The 26,057-nt window shown below is 67.6% G+C and carries 15 protein-coding genes and 2 pseudogenes; 16 read left to right on the forward strand and 1 reads right to left on the reverse strand.

The genetic code is table 11. The annotated features are described in order from the left end of the window. Nucleotides 1-69: 69 nt before the first annotated feature. Nucleotides 70-1,383 carry a salicylate synthase gene (locus tag QH196_RS24215; protein WP_280418115.1) on the reverse strand — a complete coding sequence of 438 codons (1,314 nt, stop codon included), beginning with the start codon at nucleotides 1,381-1,383 and terminating at the stop codon, nucleotides 70-72. Between the two features lie 311 nt (nucleotides 1,384-1,694). On the opposite strand from QH196_RS24215, the gene QH196_RS24220 reads away from it, so the two are divergent. The 16 genes and pseudogenes from QH196_RS24220 (at nucleotide 1,695) to QH196_RS24295 (ending at nucleotide 25,849) form a co-directional block, all read left to right on the forward strand. Next, a complete protein-coding gene (locus QH196_RS24220) occupies nucleotides 1,695-4,385 on the forward strand; it encodes an ABC transporter ATP-binding protein/permease (protein ID WP_280418116.1) in 2,691 nt (896 codons plus the stop codon). After that, nucleotides 4,382-6,136: an ABC transporter ATP-binding protein gene (locus QH196_RS24225; RefSeq protein ID WP_280418117.1), complete on the forward strand. Its 1,755-nt coding sequence runs from the start codon at nucleotides 4,382-4,384 to the stop codon at nucleotides 6,134-6,136. Before QH196_RS24220 ends, QH196_RS24225 begins: the two co-directional genes overlap by 4 nt. Nucleotides 6,137-6,414: 278 nt before the next feature. Further along, nucleotides 6,415-9,819: pseudogene (locus tag QH196_RS24230) on the forward strand (amino acid adenylation domain-containing protein); the annotation flags it as partial. A 60-nt stretch (nucleotides 9,820-9,879) separates the two neighbouring features. After that, a pseudogene (locus QH196_RS24235) lies at nucleotides 9,880-10,413 on the forward strand (GNAT family N-acetyltransferase); the annotation flags it as partial. After that, nucleotides 10,410-12,242 (forward strand): IucA/IucC family protein, encoded by a 1,833-nt coding sequence (locus tag QH196_RS24240; RefSeq protein WP_280418118.1) that lies wholly within the window; start codon nucleotides 10,410-10,412, stop codon nucleotides 12,240-12,242. The pseudogene QH196_RS24235 and the gene QH196_RS24240, both read left to right, overlap by 4 nt. Then, on the forward strand, nucleotides 12,239-14,587 hold the full coding sequence (locus tag QH196_RS24245) for a penicillin acylase family protein (RefSeq protein ID WP_280418119.1): 2,349 nt from the start codon (nucleotides 12,239-12,241) through the stop codon (nucleotides 14,585-14,587). Before QH196_RS24240 ends, QH196_RS24245 begins: the two co-directional genes overlap by 4 nt. Next, the gene (locus QH196_RS24250; RefSeq protein ID WP_280418120.1) at nucleotides 14,584-16,035 is read left to right on the forward strand and encodes a condensation domain-containing protein; all 1,452 of its coding nucleotides are present in this window, start codon (nucleotides 14,584-14,586) and stop codon (nucleotides 16,033-16,035) included. The genes QH196_RS24245 and QH196_RS24250 overlap by 4 nt, the downstream gene beginning before the upstream one ends. An 81-nt stretch (nucleotides 16,036-16,116) precedes the next feature. Next, the gene (locus QH196_RS24255) at nucleotides 16,117-17,670 is read left to right on the forward strand and encodes a pyridoxal phosphate-dependent decarboxylase family protein (RefSeq protein WP_280418121.1); all 1,554 of its coding nucleotides are present in this window, start codon (nucleotides 16,117-16,119) and stop codon (nucleotides 17,668-17,670) included. Further along, entirely contained in the window at nucleotides 17,663-18,976 is a 1,314-nt protein-coding gene (locus tag QH196_RS24260) for a lysine N(6)-hydroxylase/L-ornithine N(5)-oxygenase family protein (RefSeq protein ID WP_280418122.1), read from the forward strand. Before QH196_RS24255 ends, QH196_RS24260 begins: the two co-directional genes overlap by 8 nt. Before the next feature lie 26 nt (nucleotides 18,977-19,002). After that, nucleotides 19,003-19,392 carry an acyl carrier protein gene (locus QH196_RS24265; protein ID WP_280418123.1) on the forward strand — a complete coding sequence of 130 codons (390 nt, stop codon included), beginning with the start codon at nucleotides 19,003-19,005 and terminating at the stop codon, nucleotides 19,390-19,392. Beyond that, nucleotides 19,389-20,552, forward strand: a complete 1,164-nt coding sequence (locus QH196_RS24270; protein ID WP_280418124.1) for an acyl-CoA dehydrogenase family protein — start codon at nucleotides 19,389-19,391, stop codon at nucleotides 20,550-20,552. The genes QH196_RS24265 and QH196_RS24270 overlap by 4 nt, the downstream gene beginning before the upstream one ends. After that, nucleotides 20,549-21,832 carry a wax ester/triacylglycerol synthase domain-containing protein gene (locus QH196_RS24275; protein ID WP_280418125.1) on the forward strand — a complete coding sequence of 428 codons (1,284 nt, stop codon included), beginning with the start codon at nucleotides 20,549-20,551 and terminating at the stop codon, nucleotides 21,830-21,832. Before QH196_RS24270 ends, QH196_RS24275 begins: the two co-directional genes overlap by 4 nt. A gap of 17 nt (nucleotides 21,833-21,849) precedes the next feature. Continuing rightward, entirely contained in the window at nucleotides 21,850-23,487 is a 1,638-nt protein-coding gene (locus QH196_RS24280) for a long-chain-fatty-acid--CoA ligase (RefSeq protein ID WP_280418126.1), read from the forward strand. 244 nt (nucleotides 23,488-23,731) lie between these two features. Then, nucleotides 23,732-24,214: a hypothetical protein gene (locus tag QH196_RS24285; RefSeq protein ID WP_280418127.1), complete on the forward strand. Its 483-nt coding sequence runs from the start codon at nucleotides 23,732-23,734 to the stop codon at nucleotides 24,212-24,214. 109 nt (nucleotides 24,215-24,323) lie between these two features. Next, nucleotides 24,324-25,061, forward strand: coding sequence for an ABC transporter ATP-binding protein (locus QH196_RS24290; RefSeq protein ID WP_280418128.1), 738 nt, complete (start codon nucleotides 24,324-24,326; stop codon nucleotides 25,059-25,061). After that, nucleotides 25,061-25,849: an ABC transporter permease gene (locus QH196_RS24295; protein ID WP_280418129.1), complete on the forward strand. Its 789-nt coding sequence runs from the start codon at nucleotides 25,061-25,063 to the stop codon at nucleotides 25,847-25,849. The genes QH196_RS24290 and QH196_RS24295 overlap by 1 nt, the downstream gene beginning before the upstream one ends. The last annotated feature ends 208 nt before the right edge of the window (nucleotides 25,850-26,057 follow it).

Raw genomic sequence — 26,057 nt, forward strand, 5'->3', positions numbered from 1 at the left:
CCGGCGTCGTCGCCTCTGGAGCGAGGTTCCCCGGTAGGTGAGCGCCGGTTGTCCGGTACCAGCGCTCGGCTATGCCGCGACGACGTATGGCGCGATGCTCTCGAGTTTCTCGCAGGTCTCCTCGAATTCGCGCTCGGGCGTGGATTGTTCCATGATCCCGGCGCCGGCGCGGAGCCAGGCGCCGTGGATGGTCTGGTAGACCGCACGGAGGACCAGCGTGGCCTCCAACGAACCCGTGGGCGAAACATTAAGTACCGCACCCGAATACAATCCGCGCGGATCCCGGTCGAGCCGGAAGATGGCATCGACGCCTTCGCGCTTGGGGATTCCGGAGGCGGTGACGGCGGGGAACAGTGCCTCCAGGGCGTCCCAGCCGGTGCGGTCGGCCGGGAGCAGGCCGCGGACGGTGGAGGTGAGGTGTTGGACGCTACCGCGTTCCCGCACGGTCATGAACTCACTGATGGCCGGTGTGCCCGGTGTGGCGATACCGCTGATCTCGGTGAACGAGGTGTTCACCGACATCGCGTGCTCGGCGATCTCCTTGGGATCGCCGAGCAGATCCGCACGCGCGGCGAGATCGGCCGCGTGGCTGCGCCCGAAGCGCCGGGTGCCGGCCACCGGCATGGTGGTGATCACGCGGCCGTCGTCGACGGAAACGACCAGTTCCGGGCTGAAACCCGCCGCCGCCAGCCCGCCCAGCCGCAGCAGGAACGAGCGCGCGGGGGTGTTGTGCGCCCGGCCGAGCCGGTAGGTGGCCGGTACGTCGACAACGAAGGGCAACTCGACCTTCCGTGACAGGATCACCTTCCGGTAGCGGCCGTCCCGGATTTCCGCCGACGCCTCGGCGACGCGTTCGCGATAGCTGGTCCGATCGCTGCGGATATCGGTCGGGTGTGGTATCGGTGGGGCACTGTCCTGCGCGGCAACGACGAGATCGTGGATCGTTCGTGCTTCCTCGGGTGTCGCGCCGGAGATCCGGATACCGGAGGTCGCGATGCGCACTTCGATACGGGGAATCATCAGATGCGCCAGTGTGGTCGGCGCTGTCACATGCACGGTCGCGTCCAGTGCCCATGCGCAGAATTCGAATCCGATCCACCCGTAGACGTTCTGTCCCTCGAGTGGTAGTGCGCGGAGTGCCTGGTCGAGAGTGTTCGCGGGTCTGCCTGTCCACCGGCGTGTGCTGGTGTGACCGTCCCATTCGACGCGCAGCTCCTCGACGCCCAGTTCGACAGTGCCGATCGGGTCGGCCGCGAACACCCACATGCCCGGTCGTTCGTACACCACGTACTCGCCGAACCGGTCGGACCCCGCCAATCCCGCCACCGCTGCCACCGGATCGGTCACATACTCCGCCTGTGAGCGTTCATCCGTGATCGACAACGGTCCTCCAAGATCATGCGTACAAGCGAAGGGTTAGGCTAGCATAGCCTAACCTCGATGGGGTGGCTTCCTGATGTGATGCGAAAACGCTGGTCGCGCAGCTACAGTGCACTTCTGTCGAGGGGGTGTGAATAGTCTGCTGGATCTGGTTTTTGCGCCTCAGGTATGTGTAGGCTAACCAAAGTTGTCGGTCATGTCCCGGTCGGGAGGCACGAAGGCGGCGTATGGCGGTGCGCCGACTCGTGCGCCGTGGTTGTTCGGCAGATGACCTCGACGGTCATCGAGTCTGGTATCGGAGGACACATACCGCAATGGCTCGCAGAGGATTTCAAGGTGTGGTACTGAACGCCTTCGGCGTCCAGTACCACACCGCCACCGTCTCGGCTGCTGAGCAGTTGACACCGCGGATGCGCCGGATCTGGTTGAGTGCGCCGACGCTGCTGGCGGATATCGATATCGAACCGACGGCGTGGCTGCGGATGTGGTTCCCGGACAACAAGGGTTCGGACGCGGAATTCCAGCGCGGATACACGATCGCGGAGGTCGATCCGGAGGTCCCCGGCCGGTTCGCGGTGGATTTCGTACTACACGAACCCGCGGGCCCGGCGTCGGCGTGGGCGGTGGACGTCACCGGCGGTGAGACGATCGAGGTGACCTCGTTCGGCTCGCGGGGATTCTCGGTCTCGGAAGATCTTCCGGCCGGATACCTGCTGATCGGTGACTCGGCGTCGGTTCCGGCGATCAATACGATCCTGGCCGCACTGCCGCATCAGGTGGCGGTCGAGGTGTACCTGGAACAGCATCACGACGATGACCTGCTGATTTCGCTCGTGCACCACCCGTTGGCGCGGGTGCACTGGGTGCCACGAACCTCGGAAGAAGCCCTTGCCGCGGCCCTCGAAGTGCGGGACTGGTCGAACTGGTACGCCTGGATGGGCCCGGAATCGAAGGCGCTGAAGCACCTTCGCGCACGGGTGAAGGAATTCGGCTTCCCCAAGACCGATGTGTACGCGCAGGCGTACTGGGTGCACGGCCGGGCGATGGGAAAGGAACGCGGCGCCGAGGAGCGTGCCGCCGCGGCCTCCGCCCTGCTCCCGGCCGCCGCGGCGGAGCATGCAGTCGCCGGCACTGCGCCGGACGGACCCGTATCGAAGGCGCCCGAAGCGAAAGAGCCGGAGACCGCCGCCGTCGAACCGGCCTCGGGCACAGCCGCGGCGGCGCGGGCTGCCGGTGACAACTCGGCTCAGGACGCAGACTCCATTCGGGCCGGCAACTGGCGTTCCCAGGCGGGTAGCCGGCTGTTCGCCGACGTCAAGCCGAAGCTCTACGTGGCGGGCGTCCTGCAGTTCTTCGTCACACCGATCCAGCTGGCGCCCTACGTGCTGCTGGTGGAACTGGCACGCGAACTCCTCGCGGGCAGTGGGAACGACACCCTGTGGCGTCTCGGCCTGTGGGCACTGGGACTGTTCGGGCTGGGCGTGGCGCTGGAATCGGCGCTGCAACTGTGGTTGCACTCGGTCGACGCGCGGTTCAGTCGTGATCTGCGTGGCCGGTTGCTCGGCAAGCTGGCGAAGCTGCCGCTGGGCTGGTTCACCGCCCGCAGTTCGGGACAGGTGGACAAGCTGATCAACGGTGACACCTTGTCACTGCACTATCTGATCACGCACGCGGTGGTCGACGCGGTGGCCGCGGTGGTGGCGCCGCTGGCCGTGCTGGTCTACCTGTTCTTCGTCGACTGGCGCATGGGTCTGGTGCTGCTGATACCGATCCTGGCCTACATCTTCACGATGATGACGATGATGGCGACATCCGGGCCGAAAACGATGCAGGCGCAGCGCTGGAGCGAACGGATGAAGCGCGAGGCGACCTCCTATATGGACGGGCAGCCGGTGATCCGGGTGTTCGGTGGTGCGGCGGCATCGCCGTTCCGGCGCAGCCTGGACCAGTACATCGGCTTCCTCGACGGCTGGCAGCGGCCGTTCGTCGGCAAGAAGTCGGCGATGGACCTGATCACCCGGCCGGTCACCTTCCTGTGGCTGATCCTGGTGGCCGGCACCGCGCTGGTCGTGGGCGGCGGCCTGGCCCCGGTGGATCTGTTGCCGTTCCTGTTCCTGGGCACCACCTTCGGCTCGCGCCTGCTCGGTATCGGCTACGGCATGATGGGGCTGCGGGAGGGCCGCGAGGCGGCGCAGAAGATCCAGGTCGTCTTGGACACCGACGAGCTCGAGGTGCGATCCGGCCCCGCGGGTCCGGCGGACGAGCCGGGCCGGGTGGTATTCGACGAGGTGACCTTCGGCTATCGGCCGGGTGCGCCGGTGATCGAGAATGTCTCGCTCACGCTGGAACCCGGCACGGTGACCGCGCTGGTCGGCTCCTCGGGTGCCGGAAAGTCGACGCTGGCCGCCTTGCTGGCGCGCTTCTACGATATCGGTACCGGTGCGATCCGGGTCGGTGGCCGCGATATCACGACCCTGACGCCGGACGAGTTGTACGCGCAGGTCGGCTTCGTTTTCCAGGACACCCAGCTGATCCGCGGTACGGTCCGGGAGAATATCGCCCTCGCGGTGCCGGAGGCGTCCGGCGAAGCGATCGAGCGTGCCGCGCGGGACGCCCAGATCCACGACCGGATCCTGCGATTGCCGCAGGGATACGACACCGTGCTGGGCGCCGGCAGCACGATGTCTGGAGGCGAACGGCAGCGGCTCACCATCGCCCGGGCCCTGCTGGCCGATACCCCGGTGCTGGTGCTGGACGAGGCCACCGCGTATGCCGACCCCGAGTCCGAGTATCTGGTGCAGCAGGCGCTCAACCGGCTGACCATCGGGCGGACGGTACTGGTGATCGCGCATCGGCTGCGTACGGTCACCGAGGCCGATCGGATCGTGGTGCTGGAGGGCGGCCGGATCGCCGAATCCGGCACACACAGCGAACTGCTCGCTGCCGAGGGGCGCTACCGGCAGCTGTGGAATGCCGGCGCCGATATGAAGGAGACCGCCCGATGATCCGCACCATGCTGAGCCTGCTGCCGGCCGAGCAGCGCAGCCGGACCACCGGTTACCTCGGTCTTCTCCTCGTTTCGGTGATTCTGCGGGCGATCGCCGTGGTGCTGGTGGTGCCACTGGTCACGGACCTGTTCGGGAACACCCCGGCCGACGCCTGGCGGTGGGTGGGGGCGCTGACCGTCGCCGTCGCCGCGGGCTGGATCGTGGACACGATCACCTCGCGGATCGGTTTCGATCTGGGCTTCCATCTGCTCGACAATGCCCAGCGGTCGGTATCGGCGCAGGTGGCGCGAATTCCGCTGCGCTGGTTCACCGAGGAGAACTCGGCCGTCACCCGGCGCGCGATCGCCACCACCGGCCCGGATCTGGTGGGCCTGGTGGGATATCTGGTCACCCCCTTGATCCAGGCCGTCGCCCTCCCGGTCGCGATCGCCGTCGCGCTGGTGCCGATCGCCTGGCAACTGGGCCTGGTCGCGCTGCTGGCCCTGCCGTTGATGCTGGGTTCGCTGTGGCTGACCGGCCTGCTCACCCGGCGCGCGGCCACGGTGTCCAAGGATACGAACAGTGTGCTCACCGAGCGCATTCTCGAATTCGCCCGAACCCAGGCGGCGCTGCGCGCGGCGCGGCGCGCGGAACCGGCCCGCAACGAGACCGGTGCGGCACTGGCCGCCCAGCACGGCGCGACGACCCGGTTGCTGCTGCTGAACATCCCGGGACAGGTGCTGTTCGGTCTGGCGAGCCAGATCGCGCTGCTGGCGATGGCGGGAACCGTCACCTGGCTGGCGGTGGCGGGCACCATCGGTATTCCCGAGGCGATCGCACTGATCGTCGTGGTGGTGCGGTTCCTGGAACCGTTCGCCGCGTTCGGTGATCTCGCGACGGCGCTGGAAACCAGTCGTGGTGCGCTGCGCGATATTCGCACCGTCGTCGAGGCGCCCGAACCGGAACGGCACAGCGAGACGGTCCCCGAGACCCGCGAGCCGGCTCCGGTGGCGTTGCGCGCCGTATCTTTCGCCTACGGCGCCGAGCCGGTGCTCGACGGTATCGATATCGAGTTCGCGGCAGGCAAGGTGACGGCGGTGGTCGGACCGTCGGGATCCGGCAAGAGCACGCTGCTCGCGCTGGTATCGGGTTTGGAAGCGCCCACCTCCGGCAGTGTCACCGTGGCCGGTGTGGACCGCGGTGCTCTCGACGCCGCGCATCGTCCGGCGGTGGCGAGCATGGTTTTCCAGCAGCCCTACCTGTTCTCCGGCACCATCCGGGAGAACGTCCTGGCGGGAGCTCCGGAGGCCGATCCGGAGCAGGTCGCGCAGGCGCTGCGCCTGGCGCGGGTCGACGAGTTCGCGGCACGGCTGCCGGACGGGCTGGACACTCCGGTCGGGGAGGCGGGCACCGCGTTGTCGGGTGGTGAACGCCAGCGGGTCTCGATCGCCCGGGCACTGTTGAAGCCGTCGTCGGTATTGCTTGTGGACGAGGGCACCAGTGCGCTCGATGCGGAGAACGAGGCCGCGGTGGTCGCCGCGATCACCGGCGACCCGCAGCAGCGGACGCGGGTGGTGGTGACGCATCGCCTCGCCACCATCGCGGGCGCCGATCGCGTGCTGTTCCTGGACGAGGGCCGCATCGTCGAGGACGGCACGGTCGACGAATTGCGGGCGGCGAACGGGCGTTTCGCCGAGTTCTGGGCACAGCAGCACCAGGCTGCCGGCTGGCGGATCAGCGCGGACCCCGCCGCGGTGGGCGCGCTCTGACGGCTGCTCTGTATCCGTAGGCCGGGGGGCATCCACGGCGGATGGGTGCCCCGCTTCTGTGCGGAATCCAAGGGCCGAGAAATGTTGAATACATCCCATTTCTGTTTGGGTTAGCTTAGGCTAAGCTACATTTGGTTACCCTGATGCGCCGGCGCTCATGGTTGCGCTGCGGTGCAGCGGTTTCCGTGCGGCAACCGATCGTCTCAGCATTGGTAAGTACACCCTAATTTATTAGGGTAGGCTAAGTCTGCAATACGTGATCTTCGAGAGGCGTCCTCATGGTGGTTGCTCGTCCAGAGGCGGGCCCGGATATCGATATCCGGGCGGAAGTGGGAGCGATCCTGGGTATTTCACCGGAGTCTCTCGACCTGGATACCGACCTGGTTACGCAGGGTCTCGATTCGCTGCGCATGATGCGACTGGCCGGCCGGTGGCGTAAGCAGGGACTGGATATCGACTTCGCGCGCCTCGCCACGGCGCCGACGATCGGTGCGTGGTCGCTGCTGCTGCGGCCCGGTGACCCCGCGGACCGGCGCGGCTCCACCGAGGACGCTGCTCCCGCAATCGATATCGAGCAGCCCTTCCCCTTGGCGCCGATGCAGCACGCGTACTGGATCGGCCGCTCCCCGAGCCTCGCCTACGGTGGTGTGGCCGCCCACCTCTACGTGGAGTTCGACGGCCGCGAAATCGACCCCGAACGCTTCCGGGCGGCCGTGGCCGCCCTGGTCGCGCGACACCCGATGCTGCGCCTGCGGGTACTGCCCGACGGCCGGCAGCTCATCGGGCAGCACGCGGCAGTGTGTGCGGTACACGATCTGTCGTCGGAAACACCGCAGGCGGCCGCCGAGATCCTGGAACGCCGCCGTGGCGAGGGGACACACCGGGCGCTGCCGGTCGAGGACGGCGAGGTGCTGCGCGTCGAACTGACCCGGCTGCCCGCCGGGGGCGCGCGGGTGCACCTCGACGTGGACATGATCGCCGCCGATGCCATGAGCTACCGGGTGCTCGTCGACGATCTGGCCCGTCTCTACCGGGGCGAGGAACTGCCGGAATTGGGCGTGACCTTCCCGGAACTGTCGGCGCAGCGCGCCGGGCGCAGCGCACGCGCCGAGGATATCGCCTGGTGGCGGGAGAAGATCGCCGATCTGCCGGGCCCACCGGAACTCCCGGTGAACGAGGACCGGACCGGCGGCGCCGCCACCGTGCGGTTGCATCACGTGATCGATGCCGGTGACCGGCGCCGGCTGGAGGAACACGCGCATCGCCGTGGCGTGACCCCCGCGGCCGCGGTGGCGGCCGTTTTCGCCGAAGCCGTCGGCGCGTACTCGGCCACCCCGCACTTTCTGCTCACCGTGCCGCTGTTCGATCGGGACATGGGGCATGCCGATATCGACAAGGTGGTCGGCGATTTCACGTCCTCGCTCGTGGTCGATGCCGATCTGCGGGCGCCCGCGACCCTGGCCGAACGAGCCGGGCAGATGCGTGCCGCGATGCACGAGGCCGCTGCGCACGGCAGCTTCGGTGGACTGGAGGTACTGCGCGAACTCAGCCGCCGGCGCGGCGAACCCGTGGTGTCGCCGGTGGTTTTCACCAGCGCGCTGGGCCTCGGTGAACTCTTCTCGCAAGCCGTCACCGATGTGTTGGGTGCGCCGGCCTGGATCGTCTCGCAGGGTCCGCAGGTGTTGCTGGACGCCCAGGTCACCGAGGTGTCGGGTGGACTTCTGCTGAACTGGGACGTGCGCGCGTCCGACCTCGAACTCCGGACCGCACAGGCGATGTTCGCCTACTACGTGCGCCTGCTGGACCTGCTGATCGCGGGGGACTGGGATATCCCCGCGCCCGACCCGGTACCGGACGAGGTGCGCGCGCAGCGGCGGGCGACCGAGCGGGCGCTTTCCGCGACCGACGTGTTCGACGGCACGCTGCACGGGAATTTCCTGGCCGCGGCCGAACGCCGTGGCGACGCGCCCGCCGTCGTCACCGACACCCGGACCTGGACCCATCGCGAGGCCGCCGGCGAGGCGCGACGCGTTGCGGGTGCCCTGCACGCCGCGGGAGTGCGTTCCGGTGACACCGTGATCGTCGACCTGCGCAAGAGCGGTGACCAGATCATTGCCGTGCTCGGCGTGCTGACCGCCGGTGCCACCTACGTGCCGGTGGCACCCACCCAGCCGCGGGTGCGCCGGGCCCGGATCGCCACGGTCGCGACCCCTGCCGCCGTGCTCACCGATCGGCCCGAGCGCTGGGCGGATTCGCCGAACCCGGTGCTCGATATCGCGACCGCGCGTACCGCCCCGGCGGTCGAGCCGGTGCCGGTCTCGCCGGATGCGCTCGCCTACATCCTGTTCACCTCGGGCTCGACCGGACAGCCCAAGGCGGTCGAGGTCTCCCATCGTGCCGCCGTCGCCACCCTCACCGATCTGACCGGGCGCTACCGCCTCGGTGCCGGGGACCGCAGCCTGCTGGTCTCGTCGCTGGAGTTCGATCTCTCCGTCTTCGATATCTTCGGGTTGCTCGCCGTCGGCGGCGCAGTGGTGGTCCCGGGCGCCGACGAGGACACCAAGGTGGACGAATGGTCCCGGCAACTGCGCGAGGGTGCGGTCACCGTACTCAACTGTGTGCCCTCGATCCTGGGCATGCTGCTGGACCTGGCGCCGCTGCCCGAATCGCTGCGCGTGGTGATCATGGGCGGTGACAAGGTACCGGTCTCCCTGCTCGACCGGGTGGCGCGGCGGCTACCGGACTGCCGGGTCGCCGGCCTCGGCGGAACCACCGAAACCGCGATCCACTCCACCATCTGCGAAGCCGCCGAGGTGCCAGCGGGTGCGGCGTTCGTCCCCTACGGTATCCCGCTGGACGGTGTGCGGTGCCGGGCGGTCGACAGCACCGGCCGGGACCGGCCCGATCTCGTCCCCGGCGAGCTGTGGATCGGCGGTGTCGGCGTGGCCGACGGATACCGGAGCGACCCGGAGCGCACCGCGGACCGGTTCGTGGACTACGACGGCGTCCGCTGGTACCGGACCGGAGATATGGTGCGCTACCTGCCGGGTGGCTTCCTCGACTTCCTCGGCCGGGCCGATCACATGGTCAAGATTCGCGGTTATCGCGTGGAACTCGGCGAGGTCGAAGCGGGCCTGCTGACCCTGGACACCGTCACCGCCGCGGTGGCCTGGTCCGACGGAAAAGAACTGTGCGCGGCGGTGACCGCCGGAACCTCGGAGGGTCCGGCGATCCGCGCGGCACTCACCGAAGTACTGCCGCCGCATATGATTCCGCGGACGGTTACCGTGCTCGACGAGCTGCCGCTGACCTCGAACGGCAAATACGATCGCGTCGCGGTCGGAACCCTCGTCGCGGCCGTCGATCGGATCGGATCCGTCGCCCCCCGTACGCCGCTGGAGACCGCTCTCGTCACCGTGCTCGGCGAGCTGCTGAGTACCCGGCCGATCGGGGTCACCGACGATTTCATCGCTCTCGGTGGCGATTCCGTGCTGGCCACCGCATTCGTCGCCCAGGTACGCCAATGGCTGGACGTTCCGCGTCTGACGGTGTCCGATATCTTCCGGCGGCGCACCCTGGCGGCACTGGCCGAACGACTGGTCGAACTGGAAGGGGAGCGGACCGCGCAGGTCGCCGAGATCTTCCTCGACGTGATCCAGCTGTCCGACGAGCAGGTCCGGGCCGAGGTCGGTGACGGTACGGCGACCTATCACTTCCAATCCCGCAGAATCGATGTGGACCGCGATTCGGAATCGGTGCACCGATGGCTCACCCATCCCAAATCCCACTACTGGGACATGCTGAACAGTTCGCTCGCCGATGTGGAGAAAATGATCCGCGATGCCGAGGCCGATCCGGACCCGCGTTTCGGTATGCGCATCGGGTATTTCGAGGGTGAACGTCAGTTCCTGTTCGAGTTGTACAACCCGCTGACCAGCGATCTGGCCCAGCCGGGGACGGGCTATGTGCACGAAACCGGTGATATCGGCATGCATCTGCTGGTCTCCAGCAGTGAACGGCGGCTGCCCGGTTTCACCGGTGCGGTGATGCTGCACATCATGCGCACCGCTTTCGACGAGGCCGGTGCACGCCGGGTGGTGGTCGAACCGGATGTGCGTAATACCGATGTGCAGCGGCTCAATGCCGCCGTCGGCTTCCGGGTCGCGGGGGATTTCCCGGTCCCGGGCAAAACCGCCCGGCTCAGCTACTGCACCGGTGACGATTTCGTCCACGCGACCGATAACGGCCGCACCCTGGCCGGAGAGGCCGTGTCGTGAGTATCGATGTCCCGGGGGCCACCGCGGTGCCCGTCGCCGTGTCCTCGTACCGGCAGGAGTACAACACCCGGCTCGCGCGCAAAATACTGTCCGAGTTCTGTCATGAACGGTTCCTCCGGCCCACCGAGCTGTCGCCGGGTGAGTACGTGGTCCATTCCGACGATCGTGAGACCGAGTACCGGTTCCGGGCCGAGGTGCTCGCACTCGACAGCTGGTGTATCGACGCGGCGTCGCTGCGGCGAATCCGCCGGGGCGAGCATGTGCGGATCGACTCGATCGATCTGCTCGTCGACTTGAGCGACAGCCTCGGCATCCGGGCCGATGCGCTACCGGAGTATCTCGAGGAGTTCACCAACACCGCCGCGATCGGCATGAATCGCCCGGATGCCCGCCGGATCCCGGCGGCGGACCTGGCGGGCGCGGATTTCCAGACCATCGAGAAAACGATGACCGAGGGGCATCCCTGCCTGGTCGCCAATGCGGGCCGGCTCGGATTCGGTGCCGGCGATATCGAGCGGTACGCCCCGGAATCGGGCGCTCGTTTCGCGCTGCTCTGGGTCGCGGTGCTGCGGGCGAACACCGATTTCGCTGCGATGTCGGGTGTCGACTACGACAGCCTGGTGCGGGACGAACTCGGGGCGGACACGCTGGCCCGGTTCGATCGTGTGCTCACCGACCAGGATCTCGATCCGGCGTCCTACTACTACATGCCGGTACATCCGTGGCAATGGGCCGCGAAAATCGCCCGGATCTATGCCTTCGATATCGCGGAAGGCCGGATCGTGCCGCTGGGTGCCGGACCGGACCGGTACCAGCCGCAGCAGTCCATCCGGACCCTGTTCAACGTATCGGTCCCGGCCCGGCACTACGTGAAAACGGCGCTGTCCATCGTCAATATGGGCTTCACCCGCGGAATGTCCGCCGATTACATGCGCACCACCCCGCTGATCAACGACTGGGTCCGCAACCGGTTGGACGGCGACCGGTATCTGGCCTCGATCGGTTTCGAGATCATCTACGAGGTCGCCGCCATCGGCTACCGCAACCCCACGCTCACCGCGATCACCCGGCCGGGTTCGGAGTACCGCAAACTGCTGAGCGCGCTGTGGCGGGAAAGCCCCGTTTCCCGGGTAGCCGACCACGAGCAGCTGACCACCATGGCAGCGCTGCTGCATATCGACCACTACGGTGTTCCGCTGGTAGGCGCGTTCATCGAAGCCTCCGGAATGGCCGCGCAGGAATGGCTGGCCCGATATCTGCGGGTTTATCTGCACCCGATCATCTATCTCCTCTACCGCTACGAGTTCAAATTCTCGCCCCACGGCGAGAACCTGATCCTCGTCCTCGACGGCGGCGTACCCGTGCGCGCGATTCTCAAGGACATCGGTGAGGAGATCTCCAGCTTCGGTGCCCCCGACGATATTCCCCAAGCCTGCCGGCGGGCGGTGTCCGAGGAAGCCGACGAGATACGCAATCTGGGTGTGCTCTCGGATGTCTTCGACGATTTCCTGCGCCATCTCGCATTGCTGCTGCACGAGAGCGGGCTGGTCACCGACGAGGACTTCTGGGCCACCGTCGCGCGCAGTGTCGGCGAATTCCAGGCCGGGCATCCGGATCTGGCCGAGCGCTTCGCCAAGTGGGACCTTTTCGCGCCCACCTTCCAAGCCATTCATCTGAATCGCCTGCAGATATCGAACAACCGCCGCATGGTGAATCTCGGCGACTCGTATTCGACACTGGTGGACAACGATCATGCGCTGGTGAATCCCCTCGCCCGGCACCGGTCCACCGTCGCGGCGGCCTCCGGAGAGGGGGTGCATGCCGCATGAGCACCGCAAACGAACTCCCGCCCGACCTGGAAATCCTCCGGGACGAACGGGGCATCCCGCATATCGTCGCGGACTCGGCCGAGGGTGCACTGTTCGGCCAGGGATACGCGTGCGGTATCGACCGCGCCTGGCAGATCGAATTCCTGCGGCTGCGTGCCGAAGGACGCACCGCGGAGATTTTCGGCGCGGACACCGTCGAATGGGACACCTTCGCCCGCCGCGCCGGAATGGAACGCGCTGCCCGCCGGATCTATCTGGCCTCCTCGGCGCGCACCCGCGCCCTGCTCACGGCCTATTCCGAAGGGGTCACCAGCACCCTCGATACGGTCGAAACCCCCGAGCTGACCGAACTCGCGCACCGCCCGGCGCCGTGGCAGCCGTGGACACCGATCGCGGTGTTCCTGATGCACCACATCCTGTTCGGCCGATTCCTCACCAAACTGTGGCGGCTGCATGCGGTGCGCGCGCTCGGCCGGGAAGCGTTGACCCTCTTCGATTGCGAGGGTGTGGACCCGGCCGGCGAGACCGTGCCCGAGTATCCGGACGACGCGTTCCTCACCGAACTGCTCGCGCAATTCCCCACGGGACCCGGTGCGAGTAACGCGGTGACGGAGTCGTTCGGTGACGCCCTGTCCGGTAGCAATGCCTGGGGTGTCGCTGCGGCGCGCACCGCCACCGGAGCACCGCTGATCGCCGGCGACCCGCACCGGTTCCTGGAACTGCCCGGCATCTACCAGCAGTTCCATGTGGCGGCACCGGAATTCGACGTCGTCGGGTTCGCGTTCGCCGGGGTACCCGGCACACCACATTTCGCGCACGCGGGGACCGTGGCCTGGGGCATCACCAACGGGATGGCCGACTACCAGGATCTGTACGTCGAGCGTCTCGCCCGGGCCGGTACCGGCGTGTTCGCGGAGACCGCTACCGGACGCCGCCCGGCCGAGACCGCCACCGAGCGGATTCTGGTGCGCGACGGCGACCCGGTCGAGATCGAGATCGTCACCACGGGCAACGGCGCCGTCGTCTTCGGCGGCCCGGACGCACCGTTCGCGGTGAGCCTGCGCTCGCCCATGCTCACCGATCCCGGCACGACCTTCGACGCCGCACTGGATCTGCTGTTCGCCCGGACGACCGCCGATGTGGAAGCCGCACTCACCCGATGGGTGGAGCCCGTCAACCGGATCGTCGTCGCCGATACGACGGGGCGGCTCACCCACCATGTCACCGGCAAGTTCCCCCGGCGGGCCCCAGAGAACTACTGGCTGCCGGTACCCGGCTGGGACGAGCGCTACCAGTGGCGCGGTTACGTCACCGAGTCGGTGCGCGACGAACGGTTCGACGCTACCGTGCCCGGCTATTCGGTGATCGCGAACCAGCGCATTCCGGACAACCCTGCGCTGCAACCGACCACCACCGAAACCGTGCCGCCCCATCGCGCCGCCCGCATCGATACGCTGCTCGCCGAGGCCCCGGCCGTGACAGTGGCCGAGTGCGCACGCGTCCATGCCGATGTGCACAACGCGGCCGCCGGCGCCCTGGTGCGCCTGCTCCCGCCGCTGACCGGGTTGAGTGCGGACGCCGACCGGTTGCGCGGACGGCTGCTGGAGTGGGACCTCCGGATGCACGCCGACAGTACCGACGCGTACCTGTTCGCCGAAGTGCGCGCTCATCTGGTCCGGGCGATCACCGCCGACCCCGCGCTGTCCGGGCTCGCCGCACCGCACGGGTTCGGCGTCACCTTCACCCCGTGGTTCGTGGCGCAGACCCGGATCGCGGCCGCACTGGAATCGGTGGTCGGCGGTGCCGGGGCGCTGGGCGTGGATATCGCCCGGTTGCTCGCCGGCGCACTCGAGGCGGTCGCGGAATCCGCCGCCGCTGCGACGCCCCTTCCGACGTGGGGGAGTGTGCACGTGCTCGCGCCGATCCACGGATGGGATCTCGTCGGGGCGACGGCGAAACATCCCGAGATCGCGCGGCAGCTCCGCCCGCGACCACAGCCGCTGGGCGGGGATGCCGAATGCGTGATGGCCAACGGCAGTGCGGTGGGCTTTTCCCACGCGTGCGGTGCCGGGTCGGCCGCGCGCTACGCGTGGGACCTGGCCGACCGGGACGCGAGCCGGTGGATCGTGCCGCTGGGCGTCAGCGGCGACCCAGGGTCCCCCTGGTTCGAGGATCAGGCGCCGCTGTGGGCGCGCGGGGAACTGATCGACATTGTCAGCGACTGGACGGTACTGCGGGATACCGCGGTATCGCGCGACGAATTCACCCGAATTGCCGGAACTTTGCGGCGCGCGCCCGCGGCACCGGCGCAGTCCCCGATCGGCCCGACGCAGGAAGAAGTATGACGACCTTACTGACCGACGCGCGACTGGAAGTCCTGCGGCGGCGCCTGGCTGTCGCGGGGGCCGGCGGCAGCCCGGCGGCGCATCCCGCGACTGCCGAAGCGGCTGCCCCCGCCGGCCTCACCGTCGCCGAACGCCGGATGTGGAAGATCTACCGGCTCGACCCGGATTCGGTATCCCACAACATCGGCCTGATCCTGGACTTCACCGGAGCCCATACGCTCGACTCGGTGATCGCCGCGTTCGAACTCATGGTGCGCGAAGCGGCGGTGCTCAGCTCGGTGATCGTCGCCACGGAGGAGGGGGACCCGCGCCGGGAACCCCGCGAGCACACCGGGCGCTGGATCGAACCCGGCGCCGTCTGGGAGTGGGGCACATTGCCGCCGCACGGCCCCGCGGGCGAGCCGATCGGCCGGGAGCAGATCCGGGCGGTGGCCGAGGCCGCGGCGCAGGCGCCGTTCGACCTGACCCGGGAGCCGCCGTTGCGGGCGCGGATCTTCGCGAATGCCGAGGGTGCGGTCACCGTAGTGCTGGTCGTCCATCACCTTGCCGTGGACGACACCTCCTGGCCGTTGCTGCTGGGCACCCTGATCTCCGGCGCCTGGCCCGCGGACGCCGGCCGGCCGTCCCGCCCGGCCCGGGCAGCGAGCCCCGGCGATATCGACCGGGCACTACGGCACGCCCAGCAGACGTGGGCGGCCGCGGATATCCGGTATCCGCTATCCGGGGAGTTGCCGGGTGACAGTGCCGAACAGAGCTGGCTCGCCCCGCTCGTCGACGCCGCCGGTATCCGTCTCGAAACACCGATCGAGCCGGCGGACATCACGGCATTGGACGACGTCGCCCGCGACGTAGGCGCCACCCTCAACGCGCTGCTCATCGGCGTATGCGCGGTAAGCGTGTACGCGCTCACCGGAGCCTACGACCACGTCCTCCTGGTGCCCGCCGACAATCGTGACCCCGGGGACGGCCCCGACCGGGTCGGCTACAGCGGCAATATCGTCCCGATGCGTTTCCGCTTCGATCCCGCGGCGAGCGTGCGTGAATCCCTGCACGCGGCAGTCTCGGTGGTGTACCGGGCGATGGAATTCGCCACTGTCGACTACGGCACCGTGCTCACCGCCCTGCGGAACGCGGGCGGGCGCTTCCCCGTCGCCGAGATCATGGCTTCGGTGCGCAATGCGCCGCTCCGCGGTATCCCGGTGCCGGATCGGGGCCCGGTGCACTACGAATCCGTCTTCCACGGCGTCGGCAACTATCCGCTGACGCTGGCCTTCGAACGGGGCGCCGACGAGCGCGTCCACCTGGAGGTCGACTACCAGCCGGAGGCGGCCGGCGCCGATCTCGCCCGCGGTGCGGGTGCTGTGGTGTCGGCACTCGTCGCCGCCGTTCCGCGTACCTTGGACCGCCCCCTGGACGAACTCGTGCGGACCGTCCGCGAAACCACCTAGAACACGCTGTCGAAGAATGCGTCGCGCGTCGCGGTGGCGACGGACGGGGGTCGAACGCAGTCGTAATCCATATTCGAGTCGATGGGGCTACCCGTGTCAGAGATAATCGCATTCCCGCGAAGACAGAGATCCGCCTTCGCCACGCCGGGAGACGGGTGGACGGCAATCGGCCACGGCCTCGCGCAGTTGGCCGGCCCGGTCGCTACCCAGCACCACGGCGCCCCGCTGCCCTGGGGCGATCCGGCCGACGTACTCGGCGCTGTGGCCGAGCAACTGGGCCCCGAGCAGGTACCCGACGACGGGGTGGGGGAGGCCGCGGCGCTCGACCGGGTGGCCGGACTGATCGCCGCCTACGGCCTGGACCTGACCCACCGGCATGCCGCGGCGCATCTCCAGCCGCCCGCGCTGCGCGTGGCCGTGATTGCCGATGCGCTGGCCAGCGCCACCAACGCGTCACTGGACACCTACGATTCGGGTCCGGCGACATTGGCCATCGAGCAATGGACCATCAACGCACTTGCCCGGCTGGCCGGTTTCACCGAAGGCGCCGGTGGCGTTTTCGGCCCGGGTGGTTCCTACTCGAACCTGCTCGCGCTGCTGATCGCTCGCGACTACGGCGCCGCCCGGTTCGGGATCGATATCCGCGGCAACGGCGTGAGCGGCCTGCCCCGCCCGGTGGTGCTGTGTTCGCAGATCGCGCACTTCTCGGTCCACCGGGCCTGCGCCGCACTCGGTCTCGGGGAGAGCGCCGCGATCGGAGTCCCGGTCGATTCGGCGCACCGGATGATCCCGGAGGCCCTCGACGGGCTGCTCACCGAACTCGCCGAGAGCCACACCCCGCTGGCGGTCGTGGCCACGGCGGGCACCACCGATTTCGGTTCCGTCGATCCGCTGCCCGAGATCGCGGAGATCGCGGCGCGCCACGAGGTCTGGATGCACGTCGATGCCGCATACGGTTTCGGCACGCTGTTCTCCGACCGGCTCGCCGGGCTGCTCACCGGACTGGATCGGGCCGATTCGGTGACCCTGGACCTGCACAAGGTCGGCTGGCAGCCGGCCGCCGCGAGTGTGCTGCTGCTCGCCGACCGGAATCGGTTCACCTCGCTGAACCGGTCGGTGGCCTACCTCAACCCGGACGACGATATCGAGGCCGGTTTCGGCGGCCTGCTCGGCCAGACCCTGCAGACCACCCGCCGCCCCGATGTGCTGAAAGTGCTGGCCACCTTCCTCGCCTACGGTCGCACCGGGCTGGGCGGGATGCTCGATACCTGCCACGATCTGGCCCGCCACGCCGAGCGTCGGATCGCGACCGAACCGCAGCTCGAGCTCGTCGCACCGGTCACCATGACCACGGTCGTATTCCGCTACCGCTGCGAGGATCTCGACCTCGACCAGGTGAACGGGGAACTGCGCCGCCGCCTGATCAGCTCCGGTAAGGCGCTCATCGGCCGTACGCAGGTATGCGTCCACGGCGAGGGCGAGCCCCGCACCTGCGTGAAGCTCACCCTGCTCAACCCCGAGACCACCGAACGGGATATCGATGTCCTCTTCGACGAATTGCTGCGGGTGGGGCTGGAAGTGGAATCCGAAGGTCTGCGTAGCGCGCACGACGAGATGGTGAAGATCCATGAGTGAGATACCGAAAGTCGATATCCTGGCGATCGGCTGTGGCCCGTTCAATATGTCGCTGGCGGCCATGGCCTCGACGATCGACGACCTCGACGTCCTCGTGGTCGACTCCGCCGCGGAATTCCGCTGGCATCCGGGGCTGCTGTTCGACGAGGCCAAGCTACAGGTCAGTTTCCTGTCCGATCTGGTCTCGCTGGTCGACCCGACGCACCCGATGTCGTTCCTGGCCTACCTGGCCGATGTCGACCGCCTGTACCCGTTCCTGGTGCGGGAGGACTGGTTCCCGACCCGCCGCGAGTACGAGGCATATCTGCTGTGGGCAGTCGGGAAACTGGACTCGCTGCGGTTCGGTACCACCGTCGAGGCGGTGCGCTGGGATACCGGGCGGGGGCACTTCGAGGTGTCGATCTCCGGTTCCGGCACCACCTCGATGCTGTACGCGGACCATGTGGTGGTCGGGGTGGGTACCGAACCGTCGATCCCGCAGGCGCTGTCGACCGACTCCGCCGCGCTCGTGCACAGTGCGGATTATCTGTACCACCGCGACACCGCCCATCGTGCGGAGGCGGTCACCGTGATCGGCTCCGGTCAGTCCGGCGCCGAGATCGTCATCGACCTGCTCGAAGAGAATCTGCGTGGGGGGCCCGCGGTGCGGTGGTGGACCCGCACCCCGTGGTTCGCGCCCTTGGATTTCACCAAGCTGTCCCTGGAGATGACCACACCGGCTTACATGGACTACTTCCACAGTCTGCCGGAGGACACCCGCGATCGGGTACGCGCCGGGCACTGGCAGTTCCACAAGGGCATCTCCACCGAAACCCTGGAACGCCTGCACGATCTGCTCTACCGGCGTCAGCTGCTGGAGAAGCCGCAGCCCGTGGAATTGCGCAACGGTGTCGCGGTCGAGGGGCTGGAAACGCTGCCCGGCGGCCGGCTCCGGATCCGGGGGCAGCACCGGGACACCGGAAAGACGATCGCGCACACCGCCGACCTGGTTATCGCGGCCACCGGTTACCGTCCGCGCAGGACCGACTTTCTGGAACCGCTGCAAGAGTATCTGCGGCGTGATTCCCGCGGCCGCCTGGTGGTCGAGAACAACCATGCGGTGCGCGCCGACGAGGCGCTGCGGGACCGGTTGTTCGTGGCCAATGCCGAGGAGCACAGTCACGGTGTATCCGCGCCGAACCTGGATATCGGTGCCGTGCGCAATGCCAAGATCCTCAACACGGTGACCGGTCGTGCGGTCTATCGCATTCCGAAGAACACGGCGTTCACCAGCTTCGGCGTCACCGGCGAGGAGGTCGTCGAGTAGGGCAACCACTATTCGTCAGGTATGCCTTGCATGCATCCGGTGCTGCTTATGGTCGCCGCGCCGGCCCGCCGGATGCTCACCACCGATGGCGTTCCTCCGGTCCGTTCGGAGGAACGAACGCCGGCCCGGCCGGGCCGGCCGATCCGAACAGTTTTAGGAGTTCTCCGATGTCCGACCGAATTCGCGATGTGCTGAACAGCATTCTGGAAGAAGATCTCGACCTGTCGCTCACCGACCCGGACCGGGAATCGTTGCTGGTGGAGGATCTCGGCATCGATTCGGTCGCATTCGCCATCGGCGTCGTGGCCATCGAAGAGCGTTTGGGCGTCAAGCTCACCGAGCGGGAAATGGCCGAAGCCGCGTCCGTCGGAGACCTGGAGGACCTGATCCGCGCCAAGTCCGGCGCCGTGGCATGACCGTCGCCGCACCCGCGGACTCGTACTCCGATCTGCTCGCCCGGGCCTTCGACGACAGGGTGGTCCAGTGGACCGAACAGGCCGAGCAGGACAACAAGTTCCCGCGGGTCCTGCTCGAACACCTCGGTACCGAGGGTGTTTTTGCCCGCAAGTGGGCCGATCGTAAGCACACCGACCTCGGCGACCATTTCGCGCTGGCCCGCGAGCTGGGTGTACTCGGCTCGGCGGCCATCGGCGTCGGAGTCAGCCTGCACGATTCGGCGATCGCCATCCTGCGCCGATTCGGGCGCACCGATTTCCTGCGGCAGCTCGCCGAGGAAGCGATCGCGGTCGAGAAAGTACTGTGCATCGCGGCATCCGAAGAATCCGGCGGCTCGGATCTGCAGAACGCCCGGACCCGGATCGAGCCGGAGAACGGCGGCTACCGGGTGGTCGGCCACAAGAAGTTCGTCTCGCTCTCGCCGATCGCCGACTATATGTTCGTCGTCGGGCGCAGTATGGGCGACGACCCGGCAGCCGAATCGGGAAATGTCGCTTTGGCCGTGGTACCGGTGTCCCAGGTACAGGTCGGCACACCCTACGCGAAGCTGGGCGCCGGACCGCTGGACACCGCCCCGGTGCGTATCGACAGCTGGATTCCGGCGGACGCGCTCATCGCGCGTCCCGGCACCGGCCTGGCGGTGGTCAGCTGGGGGCTGGCGCACGAACGCTATTCGGTGGCCGGGCAGATCGCCGCGTCCTGCGATCGGATGCTCGGCGTCACGCTGGCCCGCATGTACGACCGCACCCAGTTCGACAAGCGGCTCTACGATCACCAAGCACTGCGGTTACGTATCGCCGATCTCCAGTCGCGGGTCGATCTGCTGCGCCACGCGCTGGCCGGTGTCGCCGCGGACGGGCGTATCAACCTGCGCACCGCCGCCTCGCTCAAGGTCACCGCGGCCAACCTCGGCGAAGAAGTGGCCTCGGAGTGTCTGCACATCTGGGGCGGTATCGGCTATCTCGATATCGGGCTCCCGCTGAACCGATGGTTCCGGGATATGAAATTGGCCCGCGTCGGGGGCGGTACCGACGAAGTGCTGTGGGAGCTGGTGGCCGCGGCCATGAAACCCGATACGGACGGTTATCAGGCTCTCCTCGCGAAAGTGGATACGCAATGACAGACGCCCCGGTGACGAAACTGACCCCTTCCGATCACACCTACCTGCACCTGGATACCGGGAGCAGCCCGATGCACTGGGCGATGTTGCTCGAAATATCCGCGGAGGGCGCCCCTCTCGAGGTCGGTGCCGTGCGCGAACGGGTGCGCGAGCGCAGTGCACTGTTCGAACTGTTCCGGCTCGGGATCGATCGCGGGCGCTGGCGCCGGCCGCGGGAAGTGGTCGCCGAGAAGGTCGAGGTGGACAGTCACTTCGCAGCCGCCGGCTACGCCGACGCCGCGGATTTGCGCACCCAGATCACCGCGCTGCTCGAAACGCCACTGCCCCGCCCGCAACCGATGTGGCACCTCACATTGTTCACCCCGGCCGGCGACGGCGCCCAATACTTCCTGCTGCGGGTGCACCACGCGGTATCCGACGGTATCGCCGGTGCCGCGTTCGCCGCGTTGCTGGCCGACGGCTCGGCCACGGAACTCGCCGAGTTCGAACGGTTCGCGACCAGTCCGCGGTTCCGCACACCCGAGATCGAACCGGCGGTGCTGAAAGAGTCCAAGGCCGCCTTCGCCGCACAGCACGCCGCCGGAAAAACCGGCCGCGGCTGGCCGAAACTCACCACCTCCGGCCGGCGGGAATACGCCCTGTACAGCGCGTCCACCCGGGACCTGCGCCGGGCCGCGACGGCGCACGGCGCGTCGGTGCACGAGTTCCTGCTTGCCGCCATCGGCCGGGCGATCAGTATCGCCCCGCCGAGCGCGGCACCCGCCGAGGTCGTCCGGGTGACCCTGCCGGTCACCAATGATCCGGAGTTCCGGCACACCGGTAACGCCGTGATCGTCACGCCGATCAATCTCGCCGGTAACGAGCCGGATCTCGACCGCCAGATCGAACGCTGCAAAGCGGAACTGGCCGTCGTCGGGAAGCGCCGCCCCGAGCTGGCTTCCGCGGCGCCCGCGACAGAACCAGGGCTGCCCTGGGCGCTACGGCGGGTGATCGGCAGCGCGGCCATGAAACATATGAGCCCCGATATCCATATCGGTGTCAACCCCGGGTTCTCCCAGGTGCGGTCCGTGCTCGGGAAGCCGATCACCGAGCTGACGGCGCTGTCGCCGCTGGCCGGTTATTCGTTCTCGGTGACCTCGCTCATTCTGGGCAAACGGACATCGTTCGGCATCGTCACAGATCCCGCCTCCCTGCCGTCCGGGTACGCCGAAACCTTCGTCGAGCAGTTCGACCGGGTTCTCGGCGAGGCTCACAGCGCCACGGCCGGCGGGAACCGATAGGCAGAAATGGAATTCCGATGAACAGAATCACCCGGTCGCTTTTCGACGAACCGGTTTCCGAGGTCACGGGCCTGTGGAGCGGACCGGACGCGTCCGAGCTGACCTTCCGTTCCTGGGATCAATTGCGGGCCAACGCCCGCCGGGTTGCCGCCGGATTGGCCGAGGCGGGTGTGGTGCCGGGCGATTCCGTCGCGATCCTCGCGGGCCCGGCCGACGATGTCACCGTCACCGTAGAGGCGATCTGGATGCGCGGCGCGATGTTCACCATGCTGCACCAGCCCACCCCGCGGATGAACCTCGAGACCTGGCTGGCGGATACGCGGTCGGTGATCGAGATGCTGGATGCCCGGGTGGTCGTGGTGAGCGAACCGTTCACCGACGCCGTGCGCGGTCTCGATCTCGGTGCCCCGCTCGCCGTCGTCCACGAACTGGCCGATCGAACCGATTCGATCGAGCATGTGCCGGTCGCCGAGGACGATACCGCGATCCTGCAGCTGACCTCCGGCACCACCGGTGTGCCGAAGGCCGTGGCCATCTCCTACCGGAACCTGCAGCAGAATCACGCCGCAATGGTCGACCGCACGGGCTTCACCGCCGAATGGGTGGGCGTCAGCTGGTTGCCGCTCTATCACGATATGGGCATGATCGGCATGCTCATGACTCCACTGCTGGCGCAGGCGACGACGGTGATCGTTCCGCCGCTCGCCTTCCTGAAGAGCCCGGTGTCGTGGGCGGAACTGATCAACCGTTTCAACGGAAATTACACCGCGGCACCGAATTTCGCTTATTCGCTGCTGGCCCGTCGGCTGCGCCGCGCACCCGGCGGAGCCTATGACCTGTCCTGTATGCGGGTCGCGGTCAACGGTGCGGAGATCGTCGACGAAACGACCCTGGAGGAATTCCTGGCGGCGACAGCGCGATTCGGCTTCCGGCCGGAGGCGCTGATGCCGGCCTACGGTATGGCCGAAACCACGCTGGCCACATCGTTCACCGATGCCGGCGCACGTTATTCGGTGGATATCGTCGACTCCGCACAGGTCGAAGGCGCGGGCGTGGTCGTACGCGATTCGGGCGGCGTCTCACGCACCTTGATGCGATTGGGAACGCCCGTCGCCGGAATCGAATTGAAGGTGGTCGACGGCGCCGGGGCCGCACTGCCGGCCGACCGTATCGGTGAGATCCTGGTCCGCGGTGACGCGGTGACCCGTCGGTATCTCCTGCCCGGCGGTTACGTATCGGCCGTGGATGCCGACGGCTGGCTCGCCACCGGCGATCTGGGCTACCTCACCGATACCGGTGAGACCGTGGTGACCGGGCGGAAGAAGGACATCATCATCGTCTCCGGCCGTAATATCGCGCCGACCACGGTCGAGCGTGCGGCGGCGGCGGTCGAGGGTGTACGGGCCGGCAGTGTGGCGGCCGTCGCCGTACGCCTGCCCGGGATGGCGCGCGAGGGTATCGCCGTGATCGCCGAATCCGATTCCGCCGAGGACGCCGAGCGCAGCGAGCGGATCCGTAAGGACGTGGCCCGGGCGGTCTACGACGATATCGGCATCGCACCGGCGGTCGTCACGATCGTGCACAGGGGCGCGCTGCCCAAGACTCCGTCGGGCAAGCTGCGTCGTTCGTCGGCCGCCGCCCTGATCCCATCCTGAGTGGATAGCGTTGCGCGCGAACAGGTCCGGGCCCGCAGGTGGGACACCGATCGCGCCGCGGCCCGTGGATACCGGCCGCGAGCCGGGGACCTGGCGGTTCCCTGCTTCAGCGGTGTGGGCCACACGCCCGCACGCTCTTTCCGATCCGTTGAAAGTTAGGTTTGACTGTCCTAACTTTCGCGGCTTATTGTTGGACCGGCCCGGAGGTCCGGGCCGGTTAGTCATTCGGCTCGAAGGGACCACCATGTCCAAGCTCATCAGGATCGTTTCCGCCTTGGTCTTCGCCGCATTGCTGGGTCTGGGTTTGGCCCACCCGGCCGCCGCGGATGTGTCGATTCGCGACGGCAAGGTCGGTGACCTCTACGTGCGCGACGCCGTGCCGAATCTCGGCCAGCTGGAGCGGCAATTCGCTGCCTTCTGGAATCCGAACATCGGCGTCGACCCCAAGCTCGAGGTCAGCTACAACGGTGCGCAGGCGCGGGGCGCGATCGAACAGGTCATGGCGAACAGCCAGACCATGGACTTCTTCTCCATCCAGGGTCGTGCCGTCGGCAATGTCAATGTCTCCGGCGATTCGATGTCGGTGCGGGTGGAGGGTGTGATGGCGGGCTTCCCGGCCACCTCCATCAACTACCACTTCATCCGTGAAGGCGGTCTGTGGAAGTACGACTGGAAGGCGATCTGCGCCGAAATGCAGTGCGCCGGTAACCCGGACTTCGGGTACTGACGACCACACGGAATTCCGGAGCGACTCCCCGGCGCCGCCACGGCCGAACGGGGAGTCGTTCCGCGTATATGCACATCCACCAGCCACTCAGTCGTTCAGGAATACATCGATGATCAGTGTTCGCGGCGTGTCCAAACGCTTCGGTGACACCGTCGCCGTAGCCGATGTCAGCTTCGAGGCCGAAGCGGGCTCGATCACCTATCTGCTCGGGCCCAACGGCGCCGGCAAAACCACCGTGCTGCGGATGATCGCCGGCCTGACCCGGCCCACCGGCGGCACGCTCACCATCAACGGTAAAGGGCTCCTGGAATTCCGGGACACCCTCCGCGAGATCGGGTTCGGACTCGGCGCGTTCACCCGCAACCCCCACCACACGGCGAGCCAGCATCTGCTGTGGCAGGCCCGCCTCGGCGGAGTATCGGCGGGCCGGGTCGGCGAGGTGCTGGCCCGGGTCGGGCTGGAGAAAGTCGCGAAACGTCCGGTCGGCAATTTCTCCTACGGGATGCTGCAACGGCTCGGTATCGCCGCGGCGCTGCTGGGTGATCCACGGACCCTGGTGCTGGACGAACCCGCCAACGGGCTCGACGTCGAGGGCACGCTGTGGCTGCGCGAACTCGTCACCGGCCTCGCCGCCGAGGGCAAATGCCTGCTGGTGGCGTCGCACAACCTCACCGAGGTCGAGATCACCGGCGATCGGATCGTCGTCATGGGCAGAGGGAAAGTGCTGTCCGATACGAGCAAGGACGAACTGGTCGCCCGTGGCTCCGGCCCGCGACCGCTGGAGTCGGCCTACCTCGAGATCACCGCGACCAGCGTCGAATACACCGCAGGCAAAGGGGAACAGTGATGCTCGGCCGCTACCTGACCCGCTCGATACACAGCGAGCTCACGAAACTGTCGTGGCGTAACTCGCTGTGGTACACGATCGTCCCGCTCGCGGTGGCGATCCCGCTGGCGCTCAACTTCGGAATCGCCAAGGCTTCCCAGGCCGAAACCATCAACGGCTACGGCGGTATGGAGACCAGTAACGCCACCTACTGGGTGCTGATCTTCTCGACGTTCATCCTCATGTCGGGCGCGGTGTCCTCGCTGAGCAACGAATTCAAGGACAAGACCGTCGAGACCGTCGCGGGAATCCAGGCCCGCCGCTGGCTGCTGCCCGTCGCGAAGCTGATCGTGTTCGGCCTGCTCTCCGGTGTGGTGGCCGGTGCGACCACGTTCCTGCTGCTGGGCGGCTTTCCGCACCTGTTCCCGGACGTATGGGGCAAGGTGGATGCCTTCTCCGGCACCGGTATCCGGCTGCTGATCTGCGTACCGATCTTCACCGTGCTGGTCTGTGCCCTCGGTCTGGGTCTGGCCGCGCTGCTGCCCAAGCCGGGTCTGGTGGTGATGATCGTGCTGCTGTGGAAGTTCGGCATCGAGGTCTTCGTCACGTTCGTCAACAACGATCTGGGGCAGATGCTGCAACGGCTGTCGCCGTTCAAGAACGGCGAACTCGGCGTCGGTCAGCTCTCCACCATCGAGAGCTATTTCGGCGGCCCGAACGGCTCCCTGCTGTACTTCGCGGTACCGTGCCTGGTCGTCTTCGTACTCGGAACCCTGCGCCTGGCCACGGGCGATATGAAGAGCGACTGACCGGCGCGGGGGAGCGGTCCGTGTTGTCAGCGGGGGTTCGCGGCGAGGGGGGTTGACCGGGCCCCCCCCGCGCCGCCCAACCCCCTGGAAAAGCTGGGGGCGCGGACCGGCCGCAGCCGAACGGCTGCCGGAAAGGACATCAGCATGGGAACCATCGCCGTACACGAGTTCGTCTCCCTCGACGGGTCGTACGAGGATCCGTCGTTCA

Origin of the sequence: Nocardia carnea (assembly GCF_029868325.1) — a bacterium.
In the GTDB taxonomy this organism is placed as follows: domain Bacteria; phylum Actinomycetota; class Actinomycetes; order Mycobacteriales; family Mycobacteriaceae; genus Nocardia; species Nocardia carnea_C.

Excerpts from the sequence above, each read along its gene's own strand:
- QH196_RS24220 (WP_280418116.1), top strand. The coding sequence starts at position 1,695 with ATGGCTCGCAGAGGATTTCAAGGTGTGGTACTGAACGCCTTCGGCGTC.
- QH196_RS24225 (WP_280418117.1), top strand. The coding sequence starts at position 4,382 with ATGATCCGCACCATGCTGAGCCTGCTGCCGGCCGAGCAGCGCAGCCGG.
- QH196_RS24245 (WP_280418119.1), top strand. The coding sequence starts at position 12,239 with ATGAGCACCGCAAACGAACTCCCGCCCGACCTGGAAATCCTCCGGGAC.
- QH196_RS24250 (WP_280418120.1), top strand. The coding sequence starts at position 14,584 with ATGACGACCTTACTGACCGACGCGCGACTGGAAGTCCTGCGGCGGCGC.
- QH196_RS24255 (WP_280418121.1), top strand. The coding sequence starts at position 16,117 with ATGGGGCTACCCGTGTCAGAGATAATCGCATTCCCGCGAAGACAGAGA.
- QH196_RS24260 (WP_280418122.1), top strand. The coding sequence starts at position 17,663 with ATGAGTGAGATACCGAAAGTCGATATCCTGGCGATCGGCTGTGGCCCG.
- QH196_RS24270 (WP_280418124.1), top strand. The coding sequence starts at position 19,389 with ATGACCGTCGCCGCACCCGCGGACTCGTACTCCGATCTGCTCGCCCGG.
- QH196_RS24275 (WP_280418125.1), top strand. The coding sequence starts at position 20,549 with ATGACAGACGCCCCGGTGACGAAACTGACCCCTTCCGATCACACCTAC.
- QH196_RS24280 (WP_280418126.1), top strand. The coding sequence starts at position 21,850 with ATGAACAGAATCACCCGGTCGCTTTTCGACGAACCGGTTTCCGAGGTC.
- QH196_RS24285 (WP_280418127.1), top strand. The coding sequence starts at position 23,732 with ATGTCCAAGCTCATCAGGATCGTTTCCGCCTTGGTCTTCGCCGCATTG.
- QH196_RS24290 (WP_280418128.1), top strand. The coding sequence starts at position 24,324 with ATGATCAGTGTTCGCGGCGTGTCCAAACGCTTCGGTGACACCGTCGCC.
- QH196_RS24295 (WP_280418129.1), top strand. The coding sequence starts at position 25,061 with ATGCTCGGCCGCTACCTGACCCGCTCGATACACAGCGAGCTCACGAAA.